Source organism: Exiguobacterium sp. s57, from assembly GCF_018617685.1.
In the GTDB taxonomy this organism is placed as follows: Bacteria; Bacillota; Bacilli; order Exiguobacteriales; family Exiguobacteriaceae; genus Exiguobacterium; species Exiguobacterium marinum.
Map to the genome: position 1 here is coordinate 504,836 of NZ_JACSKR010000001.1, position 16,608 is coordinate 521,443.

The 16,608-nt window shown below is 45.2% G+C and carries 15 protein-coding genes; 9 read left to right on the forward strand and 6 right to left on the reverse strand.

The features are described from left to right. Positions 1–86: 86 nt before the first annotated feature. The 5 genes from KNO98_RS02610 to argH all read left to right on the forward strand — a co-directional run bounded on the left by KNO98_RS02610 (position 87) and on the right by argH (position 6,235). Positions 87–650: a DNA-3-methyladenine glycosylase I gene (locus tag KNO98_RS02610; RefSeq protein ID WP_214698776.1), complete on the forward strand. Its 564-nt coding sequence runs from the start codon at positions 87–89 to the stop codon at positions 648–650. A 120-nt stretch (positions 651–770) separates the two neighbouring features. Next, positions 771–2,258, forward strand: a complete 1,488-nt coding sequence (gene putP, locus KNO98_RS02615; RefSeq protein WP_214698778.1) for a sodium/proline symporter PutP — start codon at positions 771–773, stop codon at positions 2,256–2,258. 113 nt (positions 2,259–2,371) lie between these two features. Continuing rightward, the gene (locus tag KNO98_RS02620) at positions 2,372–3,514 is read left to right on the forward strand and encodes a CapA family protein (RefSeq protein WP_214698785.1); all 1,143 of its coding nucleotides are present in this window, start codon (positions 2,372–2,374) and stop codon (positions 3,512–3,514) included. A 125-nt stretch (positions 3,515–3,639) separates the two neighbouring features. Beyond that, complete coding sequence (locus tag KNO98_RS02625) at positions 3,640–4,854, forward strand: argininosuccinate synthase (protein WP_214699928.1); 1,215 nt, start codon at positions 3,640–3,642, stop codon at positions 4,852–4,854. Beyond that, positions 4,847–6,235, forward strand: coding sequence for an argininosuccinate lyase (gene argH / locus KNO98_RS02630; RefSeq protein ID WP_214698787.1), 1,389 nt, complete (start codon positions 4,847–4,849; stop codon positions 6,233–6,235). The genes KNO98_RS02625 and argH overlap by 8 nt, the downstream gene beginning before the upstream one ends. A gap of 37 nt (positions 6,236–6,272) precedes the next feature. Here the strand turns inward: argH and KNO98_RS02635 are convergent, their stop codons facing one another. After that, positions 6,273–6,869, reverse strand: coding sequence for a TetR/AcrR family transcriptional regulator (locus tag KNO98_RS02635; RefSeq protein ID WP_214698789.1), 597 nt, complete (start codon positions 6,867–6,869; stop codon positions 6,273–6,275). A 164-nt stretch (positions 6,870–7,033) separates the two neighbouring features. Here KNO98_RS02635 and KNO98_RS02640 point away from each other — a divergent pair, with 164 nt between their 5' ends. The 4 genes from KNO98_RS02640 to KNO98_RS02655 all read left to right on the forward strand — a co-directional run bounded on the left by KNO98_RS02640 (position 7,034) and on the right by KNO98_RS02655 (position 9,791). After that, entirely contained in the window at positions 7,034–7,852 is an 819-nt protein-coding gene (locus KNO98_RS02640) for a hypothetical protein (RefSeq protein ID WP_026825882.1), read from the forward strand. Positions 7,853–7,928: 76 nt separating this feature from the next. Then, the gene (locus KNO98_RS02645) at positions 7,929–8,867 is read left to right on the forward strand and encodes a DUF5692 family protein (protein WP_214698791.1); all 939 of its coding nucleotides are present in this window, start codon (positions 7,929–7,931) and stop codon (positions 8,865–8,867) included. Between the two features lie 132 nt (positions 8,868–8,999). Continuing rightward, positions 9,000–9,530: a biotin transporter BioY gene (locus KNO98_RS02650; RefSeq protein ID WP_214698793.1), complete on the forward strand. Its 531-nt coding sequence runs from the start codon at positions 9,000–9,002 to the stop codon at positions 9,528–9,530. Between the two features lie 63 nt (positions 9,531–9,593). Beyond that, complete coding sequence (locus tag KNO98_RS02655; RefSeq protein WP_214698795.1) at positions 9,594–9,791, forward strand: hypothetical protein; 198 nt, start codon at positions 9,594–9,596, stop codon at positions 9,789–9,791. A 21-nt stretch (positions 9,792–9,812) separates the two neighbouring features. On the opposite strand, the gene KNO98_RS02660 is transcribed toward KNO98_RS02655, so the two are convergent. From KNO98_RS02660 to KNO98_RS02680, 5 genes are all read right to left on the reverse strand, one after another. After that, the gene (locus tag KNO98_RS02660; protein ID WP_026825878.1) at positions 9,813–10,661 is read right to left on the reverse strand and encodes a sulfite exporter TauE/SafE family protein; all 849 of its coding nucleotides are present in this window, start codon (positions 10,659–10,661) and stop codon (positions 9,813–9,815) included. A 69-nt stretch (positions 10,662–10,730) separates the two neighbouring features. Further along, complete coding sequence (locus KNO98_RS02665) at positions 10,731–11,618, reverse strand: alpha/beta hydrolase (protein ID WP_214698797.1); 888 nt, start codon at positions 11,616–11,618, stop codon at positions 10,731–10,733. Positions 11,619–11,647: 29 nt separating this feature from the next. After that, entirely contained in the window at positions 11,648–12,421 is a 774-nt protein-coding gene (locus KNO98_RS02670) for an AAC(3) family N-acetyltransferase (RefSeq protein WP_214699929.1), read from the reverse strand. Positions 12,422–12,435: 14 nt separating this feature from the next. Next, positions 12,436–15,444: an AAA family ATPase gene (locus KNO98_RS02675; RefSeq protein WP_214698798.1), complete on the reverse strand. Its 3,009-nt coding sequence runs from the start codon at positions 15,442–15,444 to the stop codon at positions 12,436–12,438. After that, complete coding sequence (locus tag KNO98_RS02680; RefSeq protein WP_214698800.1) at positions 15,441–16,547, reverse strand: exonuclease SbcCD subunit D; 1,107 nt, start codon at positions 16,545–16,547, stop codon at positions 15,441–15,443. Before KNO98_RS02680 ends, KNO98_RS02675 begins: the two co-directional genes overlap by 4 nt. Positions 16,548–16,608 lie beyond the last annotated feature (61 nt).

Sequence of the window (16,608 nt, forward strand, 5' to 3'; positions counted from 1 at the left end):
TAAATGTCCCCCATTCCCACTCTGTATACCCGTCGATTCGCAAGCATAACCGCCAAGACATGCTACACTTTACATAAAAGGAGCTGATGAATTTGGAAAGAATCTTTCGCTGTCCGTGGTGCGGTACCGACCCGTTATACGTCAGCTACCACGACAAGGAATGGGGAAAGCCCATACACGATGATACGAAACATTTTGAATGTTTGACCCTTGAGAGTGCGCAGGCTGGACTGAGTTGGATCACGATTTTACGAAAACGAGAAAATTATCGATTGGCCTATGCTAACTTTGAGGTACAACGAGTTGCCAGCTTTACGGATGAGGATGTGAAAAGACTTCTATCCGATAACGGAATCGTGAGGAATCGTCGAAAAATCGAGGCGTCGATCAATAATGCAAAACAGTTCATCAAAATACAGGAAGAGTTTGGCTCGTTTGATTCATACATCTGGTCATTCGTCGATCATGAACCTATCATCAATGCATGGGATCGACTTGAAGATGTTCCCGCAACGACGGAACTATCTGAACAATTGAGTAAAGACCTCAAACGACGCGGGTTTAAGTTTTTAGGACCGACAACGGTTTATGCCCACCTACAAGCGACCGGTCTCGTCAATGATCATCTCACCTCTTGCACGTTCCGTTAATTTAAGACCAGCTATCAAAAACATCTTTACATTTCCCCACTTGTTGTGACAATATTTTGACAAAGTGATACTCAATCACTGAAATCATTTTCATATTTATTATCTTTCGGGGGGATGTTGATGAACGGAATTTTAGTGTCCATCGTCGTGTACATGGCACTGATGGTCCTACTTGGGATCATCGCGTATCGGAGAACAAGCAGCATCGGAGATTACATGTTGGGTGGACGGGCGTTAGGTCCCGGGGTCGCCGCCTTATCTGCCGGTGCATCAGACATGAGTGGATGGCTCTTAATGGGATTGCCTGGTGCAATGTATGCGTCAGGGATTTCAAGTGGCTGGATTGTAATTGGATTGACCATCGGCGCGTATTTAAACTGGTTATTGGTCGCTCCGAGATTGCGCATTTATTCATATATATCAGACGATGCAATCACAATCCCAGACTTCTTTGAGAAACGATTCAAAGACACAAAAGGCGTGTTACGTTCTTTTTCAGCAGCTGTCACGCTCATCTTTTTCACACTGTATGCGACAAGCGGATTCGTCGCCGGCGGTCGTCTTTTCAATGCCGTCTTCGACATTAAATTTGTGACGGGTGTCATCATTCTCGCTTCCGTTATTATTGTGTATACATTCATTGGTGGATTTTTAGCCGTTAGTTGGACAGACTTCGTTCAAGGATTGATCATGTTGTTCGCCCTCCTCTTTGTACCTGCGATTGCAATCATATCAACGGATGGTGTCTCGAATGCTTTGGACACGGTCCGCAACATTGATGAAGCACTACTTGACCCGTGGACAGGACTATCGTTCATCGGAATCATTTCTTTATTTGCATGGGGTCTCGGATACTTCGGACAACCACATATCATCGTCCGTTTTATGGCAATCGGAAAGATTGAGGACATTAAGACGGCACGTCGGATTGGAATCTCATGGATGGTCTTCACCGTTGTCGGGGCGATGGCGACCGGATTGTTTGGTCTTGCCTATTACACACAACAAGGCCTTACGATCGATAATCCGGAGAACGTCTTTATCAATTTATCTGATTTGTTATTCCCGGATTTGGTGACTGGTGTATTGTTGGCTGCTCTTCTTGCTGCCATCATGTCGACCATCTCCTCTCAATTGCTCGTCTCGTCAAGTGCCGCGACGACAGATTTTTATCAGAAGTTTTTCCGTAAAGACGCAGGAGATCGTGAACTCGTCATGGTCGGTCGCATCACGGTCATCCTCGTCTCCGTCGTGTCGATTGTTCTTGCACTCGATGCAGACGACACCATTTTAAATCTTGTCGGGTATGCTTGGGCAGGCTTTGGTTCTTCATTTGGACCACTCATCTTGTTCAGTCTGTTTTGGAAGCGAACGACGCGTCAAGGCGCGCTTGCTGGAATGTTGACTGGAGCCTTTGTCGTTATTCTATGGAAGAACTATGCCGCTTCTCTCTTCGGTACGTTTGGGACATTGTATGAAATGATTCCAGCATTCTTCTTGTCGGCGCTCGCCATCTACATCGTGAGCTTGATGACGCCGCCACCAAATGAGGTCGTTCAACGTGAGTTTGACCACATGCAAGACATGGTCAAGGAACATATCAAATAATTCTCATGACAGGTCAGAAACGACCTGTCTTTATTTATATAAGCAGGATTTTTCTTAATTATCGACGAATTTTATGGTTATCGAACGAATCTGTCGTGAAAAGGAGAATCGAGATGAAACCAATCAAAATCGTCTCTCGCCTTACCTTCCTGCCTAGCTTAGTTGTATTATTTGCTTGTAGTACGACTCCAGCAACAAATCAAGAAGTACCAGCAGAAGTAGAAGAACCCATTGTCGAGGTTCCTGAAGAAGTACCACCCATCGAACCTGAGCCGCTTGTTACGACGGCCTCTCTCTATGCGATCGGCGATGTACTTCTTCATGACTCGGTATACAACGCGGCTCGTGTCGATGACGGGTATGACTTTGATTCTGCGTTCGAACAGATTTCTCCGATATTGAGTCGCGCCGATATTTCAATTGCCAACCAAGAGAGTATGATTGGTGGAAGTGAAATCGGACTGTCGAGCTACCCGGCATTTAACAGCCCGTATGAGATTGGAGATGCTTTGAAACGGGCGGGAATCGATTTGGTCACAACGGCGAATAATCATACGCTCGACCGCGGGGTTCGTGCCATCGAGAACTCAATCGGGTATTGGAATGAAATCGGGATGCCTTATACCGGCTCCTTTTTATCCGCTGAAGACAAAGCAAACATTCGTACGTTGACAGCCAATGACATTTCTTTTTCCTTCCTCGCATACACGTACGGGACGAATGGAGTCGTTCCGAAGCAGCCATATCACGTGAACTATATCGACCTCGCGCAAATGCAACCAGAGATTGAGAAGGCGGAACAGTCGACTGACATGACCGTCGTCTCCCTCCATTTTGGAACGGAGTACGAACCGTTACCGAATGAGGGTCAAACCGAACTCGTACAAGCGTTAGCAGACCTTGGGGTCGACATCATCATCGGTCACCATCCTCATGTGCTGCAACCCCCAGCGATGCTAGAAGGAGTCAACGGCAATCAGACATTTGTTGTCTACTCACTCGGTAATTTCCTTTCAGGTCAACAAGGGGATGATCGAAATACAGGTGGGATCATTGGGATTGATGTCGTCAAAACAATCGAAGATAACAGTGTGACTTTTGAATTGAAGAATCCCATGTTCTATCCGACGTTTGCTCGAAAATCTATCGGTGGATCGTATGAAGTCGTCCCATTAGAAGTTGCTCGCCCTAAACTCATCTCCCCTATCAGTAATCACATGTCTCAGTGGTTACCACAACTCAAGATTGAACAATGACAACCACGAAAAAAGTTCGTGGTTTTTCTTTTTTCAAAAAAAGGTTGCTACTTAAATTATTATCCCTTACACTAAATCGTATATTTATAAATAAAAACTAATAATTATTCATAAGGGGTGTTCACATTTTGAAACAGAAACTCGTATTGGCTTATTCAGGTGGACTTGATACATCGGTTGCAATTAAATGGTTGGATGAACAAGGGTATGATGTCATTGCGGTATGTTTAAACGTTGGGGAAGGAAAAGATTTAGAAAAGATTCAGCAGAAAGCAATGAAAGTTGGAGCGAAAAAATCCATCGTCATCGATGCGGTCGATGAATTCGTCAACGAGTTCGCTCGTTACTCGATGCAGGCCCATACATTATATGAAGGCGTATATCCACTCGTTTCGGCACTATCTCGTCCCCTCATCTCGAAGAAATTGGTCGAGGTCGCACAAGCAGAAGGAGCCGTCGCTGTGGCTCATGGATGTACCGGGAAAGGAAATGACCAAGTGCGTTTCGAAGTGTCCATTCACGCACTCGACCCTTCACTGGAAATCGTCGCACCCGTTCGTGAATGGAAGTGGTCACGTGAGGAAGAAATTGCGTACGCGGCTCAACATCATATCCCTATTCCAATCGTTCAAGAAGAGCCTTTCTCGATCGATCAGAACATCTGGGGACGCGCCATCGAATGCGGCATTTTAGAAGATCCTTGGGCGGCACCACCTGAGAGCGCTTATGAGTTAACTGCAGCAATCGAGGATACACCACACGAACCGACTTTCCTTGAAATTGAATTCAAGAACGGGGTGCCGGTCGCCATTGATGGGAAGAGCCAACCGTTCACTGATATCTTGAAAGAGCTCAATATCGTCGCTGGTGCGCATGGCGTCGGTAAGATTGACCACATCGAGAACCGTGTCGTCGGTATCAAATCACGTGAGGTGTATGAGGCACCTGGTGCCATGACATTGATTACGGCCCATAAAGCTCTTGAATCCTTGACACTCGTGCGTGAAGTCGCGCATTTCAAACCGATTGTCGAGCAAAAGTTAACGGAGACCATCTACAACGGACTTTGGTATTCTCCGCTCACGAAGGCACTCCTTGCCTTTATCGATGAGACACAGGCAACCGTCACAGGCACGGTCCGGATGAAGCTGTTTAAAGGGCACGCCATCGTCGACGGCCGCAAGTCCCCAATCTCACTCTACGATGAGGAACTTGCGACATATACATCGGCGGACACGTTCGATCAGCAAGCAGCTGTCGGATTCATCAAGTTATGGGGCTTGCCAACAAAAGTTCAATCAGAGGTGTTGATGGAAAAAGGAGCGTTCGTCAATGAGTAAACTATGGGGAGGCCGTTTCGAGAAGACGGCGAGTGATTGGGTCGATGCGTTCGGTGCATCGATTGAATTTGACGCTCAACTCGTTCTTGAAGATTTAGAAGGTAGCATGGCTCACGTGACGATGCTAGGTGACCAGGGCATCCTCTTAAAGGAGGAGGTCACTCAAATCCTTGATGGATTGCAACAGCTTAAGCAAAAAGCACATGCAGGTGAATTGGAATTCGAGGTGTATCACGAAGATATTCATATGAACTTAGAAGCTCTGCTTCATGAAGCGATTGGACCGGTTGCCGGGAAAATGCATACGGCACGTAGTCGAAACGATCAAGTCGCGACCGATATGCATCTTTACTTGAAAGTACGTGTGAAAGAAGTGATTCAATTGATTGAATTACTTCAGCAGGAACTCCATGCACACGCTTCAGACCATGTCGAGACGATCATGCCTGGCTATACGCACCTTCAGCGCGCGCAACCCATCTCACTGGCTCATCACTTACTCGCCTATTTTTGGATGCTCGAGCGGGATAAAGAACGCTTCACCGACAGTTTGAAACGAATCGATTGGTCACCGCTTGGAGCAGGCGCGCTTGCCGGAACAACTTTCCCAATTGACCGGACCCGATCAGCTGAACTTCTCGGATTCAATCGGGTCTACCCGAACAGTCTCGATGCCGTGAGCGATCGTGACTTCATTCTCGAGTTCCTTTCAAATGCGTCGATGCTCATGATGCACCTCTCCCGTTTCTGCGAGGAATTGATTCTTTGGGCGAGTGAAGAATATCGCTTCATTACGGTGTCAGACACCTTCTCTACCGGTTCAAGTATGATGCCACAAAAGAAAAATCCGGACATGGCCGAACTCGTCCGTGGAAAATCGGGTCGAGTGATTGGAAATTTGATGGGATTGTTGACGCTCATGAAAGGACTTCCGCTCGCTTATAATAAAGATTTACAGGAAGATAAAGAAGGAATGTTCGATACGGTCAAGACCGTCCAAGGCTCTCTTAGTATCATGGCTGGGATGATGAATGAATTGACGTTCCATTCTGACGTCATGAAACAAGCGACCGAACGTGATTTTTCTAATGCGACCGAGCTCGCCGATTATTTGACAGCAAAAGGGTTGCCGTTTCGCGAGGCGCACGAGGTGACAGGAAAACTAGTCAAGCACTGCGTGAATGAACGATTATATTTATGTGAGCTTACGATTGAAGTGTTTCAAAGCCACTCCACCTTGATTGAAAACGATGTGTATGTCGCCCTCACCCCTGAACAGGCCGTTAAACGTCGGAACAGTTATGGCGGCACAGGATTTGATGCCGTCCGCGAACAGTTGAAGGAAGCTTCAGAATGTATGAAAATGATGACTTCTTCATAACAGATTTGATCCGTCACTCTATGGAGTGGCGGATCTTTTACTTTCCTTTTTCGTTCAATCGCTCAACGAAGGATTCGAGACCCTCATCTAGTAAAATTTCGAACACTTCCATCATCTCATCAATCGAGTTCTCATTGACGTCTAGTAAATATTGGAGAACTACTCCATCAATTGCGCCAATCAACCATGAACTAAAGGCCTGACTCAAACGGGTATTTTCTAACCCATACAAATGAATCAATAATTGCTCGATTTGTTTCGTCCATTCAGAGTATTTGACTTTCAATTTTGCTTGCGCATCCATATTTCCTAGTAATACGTCGTGAGCGAAATGATATTGAAGCCGATTCTCTGCATCTTTATAAAATCGATTGGCCGTGTTTTGTACAATCTCTTCCTTCACTAGTTCTTTCGAAAATGATTCGTTAGTTACTTCTTTAGCGATTTGAGAGGAAACTGACAAACTTTCATCTAAAAGATCATATAATAAATCCTCTTTATTTTTATAGTGATGATAGATGGCTCCAGTCGTCATGTTCGCTTCTTCGGCAATCGCTCTAACCGTCGCCCCATTGGCACCATGTTTTATGATCACATTTTTTGTAGCAGCAAGAATTTTTGTTTTTCCATCCACTTTCAATTTATCCCCTTTCGATTCCACTTTAGAATAACATAGCCCGAACTAGGTTTCGCTTCAATATTGTGAATAAATTCACATTGACTATTGATAAATATCAGCCTATACTAAAAACATAACAAACGTTATGTTTGTTAAATTCAAATGAGAAGGTGAAATTGATGAACGTATGGCCTCATGTAATCTCAATGCCACTCTATTTAGGTCTATTGTTAGGAATCGTTGTTTTCTTTCGTAAACACTACAAATTGTCCGCCTATTTTTGGCTCGCTTCGCTGTTGACGATCCCGTTATGGATGATGGGAAATGTAGATGGATGGTTTAGATGGGCAAAAATTGTAAGCGTTATCATCCCGACGATTATCGTTGGTTTTTCTCGAATCGCAATATATGAAAATAAACAAGGTCGCATCTGGGATTTCTTGAAGCGAGATGAATTTTTATGGTTCTTTTATGGAATTCTGTTTTTGAATATTGCCGAAGCAACCATCAAGGATGCAACACTTGGAAACTATTTTAATGCCGCTTGTGGGTTTTTACTTTGTGTCACGATTCCGTTTGCTCCGACTTTTTGGAGGTTTGCAAAAGAAGGTTATGCTGATCTCGTCGCATATACGACCGGGTCTTGGAATTTTATCTATACGACATGGAATGCTTGTTTTGTATATGCCGAATCACCAACTTATTTTGCAAGTTCTCTCTGTATTTTGATTGCTGCCGAACTTTATCCAGTGCTAAAAGGTAGACCAGAATTATATATCACTGCCCGAATCTATACGTTAGCAGCTCATCTGCTAATTCGAGCATGCTATGATGTCTTCCCGACTGTTATGAATTCCTCGACTTGGTTCAATCCAGAAGTATTGAGAACGTGGGGAATGATTAATTTTGTCATTATTGTTCCTTATGTATTTTGGCATATGTGGCAACTTCATAATAATAAAGCGACCTTGAGTTTTAAGAGAGTTAAAGCGAGTTAACGTTCGTATTGCGTATCAATTTTTGCCTTCAATTGCTCAATGTTGAACAATATTTTTTATAAAGGAGTCACTTATCATGGGAATACTATACGAGCAAACAGATCTTGTAGGCTGGGGAATATGGTTATTTGTTCTATTTGCGCTCATGGCTTTCAATGAATTCAGTCGGACGACAAAATGGGGTGGATTGACTCTATTTTTGATTGTTCCAGTCGTTTTAACTATATTTATTTGGCCAACGACAGCGTCACCGGGAAATGAATATGGAACAGGTACGTGGTTCAACTGGGTGAAGACTTATTCTGCACTCGCGGGGTGCCTTGGCTTTATGCTAATTCGTTATCGCCCTACTTTATTAAACAATAAATGGATCCTTTTATTCCCTCCTGGTATATTGGCGCTAAACATATTAGAAGCATGCATTCGTGACTTTCAAGTTTATTTTTATAACGTCCCGAACGGAGCATATATTGATAACTTGTGGGTCATGTCTGGTCCGTGGAACTTAATGAACGGGGTCGCTGGACTACTAAATATCATTGCGATTTGTGGATGGGTTGGAATCAAGATTTCAAAAGACCAATCGAAAGATATGATATGGCCTGACATGATTTGGCCATGGATTATCGCTTATGATCTTTGGAACTTTGCATACGTCTACAACTGTATATCTGACCATTCATTTTATGCGGGATTTGCACTTTTACTCGCTTGTACGATTCCTTCATTTTTTATCAAAAAAGGAGCATGGTTACAGCACCGTGCACATACACTCGCTTTATGGATCATGTTTGTCATGACTGTCCCATCTTTTGTCGACCGGTTGGCACCTGTTCCATCCACTCATAATCCGAGAGCATTTTTCATCGTTAGTCTCATCTCTCTTATTTCGAATATAGCACTTGTGTCTTACCAATTTTATCGAATCCGCCAACGTAATCTTCATCCACTCAAGGATGAAATCTATGCTGATACAAAAGCATATCAGACAGTTCTAAGTCAAAATGGACTTTAACAAAAAATACACCAGAGACAAATATCTCTGGTGTATTTTTACTAATTTATTCTTGTCAAAAAAATTCTTGCTATCCTCTTCCTAAGGTGTTAACTTTTATTATGTTAACGTTAACTTGAAGGGGGTTTACATATGAAGATTCAAGACATGACACAAATCGCTTTTGGAGCTGCACTCATCGCGAGTGTCGGATTTATTGAAATACCGATCGGACCGGTTCCGATAACGCTTCAAACACTTGCCATCATGACAATCGCCGGTGTGTTCGGGGCACGTAAAGGCTCACTAGCAGTGATAGTTTATCTATTGCTAGGATTAATCGGACTTCCGGTACTGAGCGGTCAAGGTGGTCTCGCACCATTCGTCGGTCCAACAGTCGGTTATTTGATCGCCTTCCCTATTGCGGCTTTTCTGATTGGCTTGTTCAGCGAACGCCATCGCTCGATTCCTGGATTAATTGGTTACAACTTCTTATTCGGTCTAGGATTCGTCTATTTACTCGGCAGCATCGGCCTTGAATTCATGCTTGGCATGTCATTCATTGATGCGCTCAAAGTGAATATCCCATTTGTTTTCGGAGATTCAATCAAGGCTGTGCTCGCAGGAATTATGGCAAACAAAATTTCTGAAAATGTCCAAGTGCGACGTTCGCTCGCTTCTTAAAGGTTTGAACGTTTCGCCGGTTTCCTTATGTGGAATATTGTTTATATGGAAGGGGGTGTCCTTATGAGCGATTCGACGTTTAAAAAACGATTACAGAAAGCGAGCCACTTTTATAAACGCTCTGATAAAGGACAACATCGAGGAGTCGACAAATCGTCTCATGAGAAACGTGACACAGAAGCTTTTGAGCGCAGACTCCGCGAGGCAAAAGGCAAAGTCGGTGAAATCCAAGAAAACATTGATCATATTGCTAGACGATAAAATCCCGTCCGTAGACGGGGTTTATTTTTTTCGTGGTCGAATGATGAGCGTAATGATGAAAAGGAGCGCCAATGACACAAGAAGTGAGAGTGATGCGGTATTCCATCCTATCAGGTTGAGCGCCACGCTGAATGCGACCGTAACATAAAATCCACCGAGTGCTTTTTTGACATGTTGTGAACTGAACCGCTGTAACTGTTTTGCTCCGAACGGTGACCCAATCATGGCACCAGCAATCAGGGCGATTCCATGCCAATAGTTCGTTTCTGCGCCAGCTACGGCGTAACTAATCACGCCGGAAATGACGATAAGAAGTGCCGCTGAAATACTCGTTCCTACCGCACGTTTCATTTCAGTATTGAGTAACTTGACTTGTAGCGGAGTCAATACGAACCCCCCGCTCACACCCATCAACGAGGAAATAAAACCGGCAAAGACACCGATGATGCCTAGACGTGGCACGGAACCCGTACCAACACTTCCTTCCACGTGCTGTTTCGAGCGGAAGAAAGAAATCGCGAAGTACGTAAGTAACGCAATGTAAACGAGAGAAATGATCAGCGTCGCTCCGTCTACCCCTTCTAAATAAAAGACGAGTGGCGTCGCAACCCATGTACCGAGTATCCCAAATACACCAATCCATAAAGCATGAGGCACGTTCACGTTACGCAAACGAATGTGCGAGATCGTTCCTGCCGTCGTTGATCCGAGTGTCAACATGAGACTGAGGGCGATTGCCGCACTCGCCTCATAGCCGAAAACGAGGAGTAGTGGTGTCAGTAAAATTCCGCCTCCGATTCCGAAGAAGCCGCTCAAGATTCCAATCAACGTCCCGAGCAAAAGAAACTGTATTAACTGCAAAAAGTCCATGTTATACCCTTCTTTCATTGGTCTCGTCTGCAATCATATCAAAAAGGGGCGTCAAATGCGCCCCTTTACTCATAATGAACGTTCTAAAAAATCGAAAATCTGTTGACGATATTCTGTTTGGAATGACCGATAAGATCCAACGTGTCCGTCGTTATCGGTCACCCAGAGCTCGACTTGCTCTTGAGCTGCAGCCAGTTCTTCACTTTCTGAGACAGGGATTGCATCGTCACCCGCGCTATGAATTAAAAGAATCGGCGCATCAATTGATTTGATGTCATGGATGGGAGAGACAATATCGGCATCGAGACCGGTAAACCAAGGTGTCACAGTCATGATGACGGGCGTGAACGGAACATTTGGTAAATCGCTCCACACGGGTAGATTCGTCTCGAGATAGTTCCTTAAATCACTAAATGGACTATCTGCGATAACCGCCGCAACTTCGACATCATCAGCTGTAGAAAGTGCTGTCGCCGCTCCCATTGAGATTCCATACAGGACAATTGGTCCCTCTGAGCGGCCCTGTGCATACTTAATAGCTGCCTGTAAATCCGATTGTTCTTTGGCACCAACCGTCACACGGTCCCCTTCAGATATGCCCGATGCACGAAAATCGAATGTTAAGAATTGATATCCTTGTTCATGAAATTCAGGAATCAATTCTTTAAGCGGCAGATCTTCCTGTTCTCGATTCTTACCATACCCATGCGCGAAAACAATTGTCGCACGCGGCGTAGGATGTGGAATCCACCATCCATATAAATCATACTCTTCTTCCGATTGAATCGTAACATTCTCGTACTTTAACCCTAATGACTTCGGCGTGTATGTCAAAGTTTCACGCTCAGGCGAAGTCAATTGATCGCCGATGTGTGCTGAGATCCCGCCAATCACTAGTCCGGCAACGAGTAAGATGACAAGTACAGAAATACTCAATATTTTCATCCAACGACTCATCTGTTTCTTCCCCTCGATTCTGCGTTCATTTATCTCAACCAACTTCGAAGCGCGACGAGAGCATGTTGCACCGGTTCCCATGTGTTAGATGGAATCAGATAGCATGTCGCTTCGTTGATCGTAAACGTTCGAACACCTTTTTGTTTGACAATATTTTCGCCTATCGCACCAAATGGATCACTGTTTACATCGATGTGGTCAAACGTAATCCATTTACGTTCATCGCGATCAAGGACGGCACAACCAAACGATTTTGTCGGTCCATCGATTCCGTACTCGGCATAGTGCCAAAGTGTCGTCGCATCGAGCGGTGAGCCGAGATGAAGGACACGTGCATCTCGCTCAATCATTCGTTCGATTGGAGAGCCGGGACCAAATCCGACATCGACCGTGTGACCAGAAACGATTTCTTCTGCATCTTTTCCCCATGCGGCGACTGACCACATCGGGTGGGAGCTGCGATAAACGTCCGGGTGTGTTCGGAAGAGCTCCGGAACACGTCCCATTCCACGAGTCGCTGTCTTCCCCTTTTCATATGGTGGCATTTCGGCACGAATCGTCTGCCACCATTCAACCGGGACGGGGGGAGCTTCCCATTCAGCCGGATCTGAATTGTCTCCGGTTTGGGTCGCCATCATAATCAGTCCAGCTGGCCCTACCACTTCTTGCAACGCCTCAATCACAGTCTGGGCACCACCACACACCCACCCGAGTTTAGAAAGCGACGTGTGGACAAACAAAGCCTCTCCCGGCTTAATACCGGCTATTTTTAGACTATCTATGATACTTGATTTCGTGACCATCTGTTTCACAACTTTCACTCCACAATCAGCTGGATCGATGACCCGCTTCTAGATTTTTTCACTTCGATTCGGGCATCGACGCGATCTTTCAATTCTTGCACGTGACTGATGACCCCGACGAGGCGACCCGTCGCCTGCAGAGACATTAATAATTCAATCGCCTGGTCAAGGGATTCGGCATCAAGTGTCCCAAATCCTTCATCGATGAGCATCGTTTCGAGACTGACACCCCCACTCAAATGTTGCACTACTTCCGCAAGTCCGAGGGCGAGAGAGAGCGACGCCTTGAACCCTTCCCCTCCCGAAAGGTTTTGGACGCGTCTTGATTGACCGGTGTACGCATCAAAAACGAGTAACTCGAGTCCGGATTTGGCATTTCCTTTCGCAGTCTCTACCTTACGTTCAAGTCGGAACTGCCCGCTTGTCATTTGATCCAAGTGAATGTTTGCAGCATATAGAATCTGATCAAAGAAAGCTGTTTGTACATATGTCTCAAACGTCATTTTCTGCGGATTAATTCCTTTTCCGGTATCCGCAATTAACTTGATTGTTTCTAACTTCTTCTCTTCAAGCGCCGTATCCTCAAGAAGGGCATTCCATTCTGAAACGATTTGACGATGTCGAGACAAGGTGTCCTGAGCGGTGATCAAATGTTCCGATGCTTGCTCATACAATTCAGCGGCTTCCTTCACTTTTGTTTCGATCCACTGTAAGTCTGGCCGCTCCACACTTCCGAGTTTCTCTTCAATCATTTGTTTATAGTGTCGAAGTCGAACCCCTTCTTCCTCTTCACGTTGCAGTTCTTCACGAATTATCGTACGTTGATCGATTTGATTGGCGAGCTCTTCGTAGCGTTCACGAGTCAGATGTGTCGCATCTAATTGTTTGAACCAAAGCGCTTGTTGCACACCATACTGTTTATTCGCCTCGTTCAGTTGTTCACGCGTCACAGAAAGTCGTTCTTCCTCTTTCCACATTGCTTTTTTCCCAGTTTCGAACTCATGCTCATACGTTTCTACTTTTTTCATGAGTCCCGTTAAACGATTTTGTCGATCAATGCGTTCTGATTGTAACGCTTCAAGCGTTGTTTCTTCTGCTTGACCTAAAGCGTGAAGCTTTTGTTGGGTCATTTCAAGTTCGGAGAGGACACGTTGACGCTCCTCAAATTGATTACGCCGCTCTTGCTCAAGCTGTCTGATTTCGACTGTTAATTGACGTAACGTCCGTTCATGCTCTTGACGCATTCGTTCATCACGTTGCAACGTCTCAGCATGAACACTCCATTTCTTGACTTCTTCCGTTAACGATTTATCCAATCTTACGCCTTTAGACACTTCGTCAAATTCTCTTTGAACTGTTTCGAGTTGTTGATGGAGCGAACGATAGTCCGCTCTCGCCTCAATCAAACGTGTAGACAGTTCTTCGAGACGCGTTAAAGCTTCATTCTGCTCAGCAACGTTTACAGATGTCTCCTCGTGCTGTGGGGTTTCATGATGACGGGAACCACATACCGGGCACGGTTCTCCATCTGCGAGCGATTCGCTAAGTTGTCTTGCTAACATCAGTCGTTCCTGATGTTTATAAGTGGACACCACGTCCTGCTGGGTCGCATACTGTCGCTGAATGTCTTTACCCGTTCGTTCACACTCGGCGAGTTGCTTCGATAACCCTTCCACCTTTGTTTCAAGTGATACCAATTGCATCAATCGGTCCACATGCCGTTCAACATCAACCGCGCGTTCGGTAGGCTCGGTCTTCAGTCCCTCAACTAATTGTTGTTCTTGCTCTTGAAGCTCTTGCAGTCGAGCTTCTTTTGAAAAGTCAGCCAGACCATGCGCCCGTTGCGCCAATCGATCTCGAAGCGTCATATAAGACGTACGTTCTTTGATTCGGGGCATCATCTCATCAATTACCCGAAGTCGCTCTTGATGGGTGATGACTTCTTGTTTGTCCGCTTCAATCGCTGATCGCTGTTCGATTAAAGTCGATTGAGTGGCTTTCAACTTTTCAAGTTTCGTCGAGGAATTTTGCTCTCCCATGGTCAGCCGTTGAACTTGCTGCTCCATTTCCAATAAACGTTCAAAGACTGGCCGAATGCTCGCTGCGGTTTCTAAGTTCTGTAGCAGTTCCCGTCGCTCGTTTCGAAGCGATTCTCCACTTAAAAAAGCTTCAAGTGCCTGCTTTGTCTGTTCTTGCTCCACGAACAGATTGATGAGTGTTTTTGCCTCTTCGAACTCGTTCCGAACTTGATTGAGCGTTTTTGCATGAATCTGTTTTGTGCTACTAGCAGCATCACATGTTTCAATCAATCTTTCTTCCCGTTCGCTTTGCCATCGCTCAATCTCATCAATCGATTTCGTCGAAACTTCTTCAATCGAATCGTCTTCGAGTTCCAATAACTTTAGTCGTGTCCGTTCGACCGACCATTCGACTTGTTTTCGGTAAACGCTATATCGCTCTGCCCATTTCTCTTGAAAGGCACGAAACGCCTCTGTTTTGAAGATCGATTGTAAAATTTGTTGCTTCTCGTTTGAGTTCGAATCAAGTAATTGTCTAAATTGATTTTGAGGAAGCAATAAGATTTGACTGAATTGTTCATACGATAGTTGTAAAATCGATTCGATTTGTTCTTGAACTTCATTTACTTTTGTCGCCAACGGTTTCCATCCATTTTCCCACTCGTACAGCACCGCTTCATGTGGGATTGGTGTCTTGTTTTTCGGGTGGGGTTGCTGAGGTTGTCGTACGATTCGATAGCGGTCACCACGAATCGTAAATGAAAAGTCCACCTCTGTCCTCATTTCAGGTTGTGCATATTGGCTTCTAAAGTCACTCGCGTTTCGAAGTGCTCCGCTCGCCCGACCATAGAGCGCGAATGTCATCGCATCAAAAATTGTTGTCTTCCCAGCACCCGTCCGACCGCTCACTACAAACATCGAGCGACCAACTAACTGTGTAAAGTCAATTTCTTCGCGTTCCGCATACGGACCGAATGCTTGAATCTTCAACTCAACCGGTCTCATGTGACATCACCTTCTTCAATCATTTGTTTCACGGCATCGGAAGCACCCTGGTCATGTACAGCTTCAAAGAACTGCAAATAGACTTCTTCAACCGATTGCCGTTCAAGTGCTTCTCGTTCAAACGTGGACGTCTGTTCCTGACGTCGTAACAGCTCCAATTCGAGATGTAAAATATTTGGATATACAGTGCGCAGTTTTGCCATTGGGTCAAATAGCGCTTTATCGTCAGTTAAAACAATTTTAAGGTAGTCATCCGTTTGTTGCTTTTGATAAAAAGATGGCGAAAGGAGTTCATTCAGTGTTCCAGTGAGTTGTCGCATATCTCGCTCTGGTGTCAACGTCCGGCGTCGCCGCTTCCATTGCCCGTCCCATTCCAAGACATCGACTGATTTTTCATGGTTGACCTCAGAGAATGAATATTTCATTAAGGAACCACTGTAAGCGATTCCTTCCGCCTGAATCGCATCACGATTATGTAGATGACCTAGAGCTGTATATGAAAAAGGTTCATACAAGCTTTTCGCGACTTGACCGGCGGTACCGACCGATAATTGTCGTTCCGAATCCGTCTCAAGTCCACCTGCCACAAAGCTGTGCCCGACCGACACCGCCCTTTTGTCGATTACTCCGTACGCTTCAATGACTGCCTGTAATGCGTCATGATGCGTACGAATCGTATCGATGCCAAGAATGTGACGCACTCGAGCCGGTTCGAGGAACGGGATTGGATAAAACGGAACCCCGGCGACTTCAAGAGGACCTTCATCTGGATTTAGTTTACCGACGATATGAAGTCCCACCTGTCTCAACAGCTTAGAACTATACTCAAGACGTTCTACCGAATCGTGGTTTCCCGCGATAGCGACAACCGGAATTTCCCGCTTCAATACGAGCTCCCGCCACATTTCATCAAGTAGATCGACAGCTTCGACCGGTGGGACGGCACGGTCATATAAATCACCTGCGATGATGATTGCATTCGGTTGTTCCTCGTCAACGATGTTCAAAAACGAATGGAATAATATATTCCGTTGATCTTGTGTCATATGACGGCCGTGGACAATCTTTCCTAGATGCCAATCGGCCGTGTGAATCCATTTCATCACCTATCACCTCTTCTTCTTATTCTAGCATGACTCAATCGTTCGATTCGACGTCTTGACA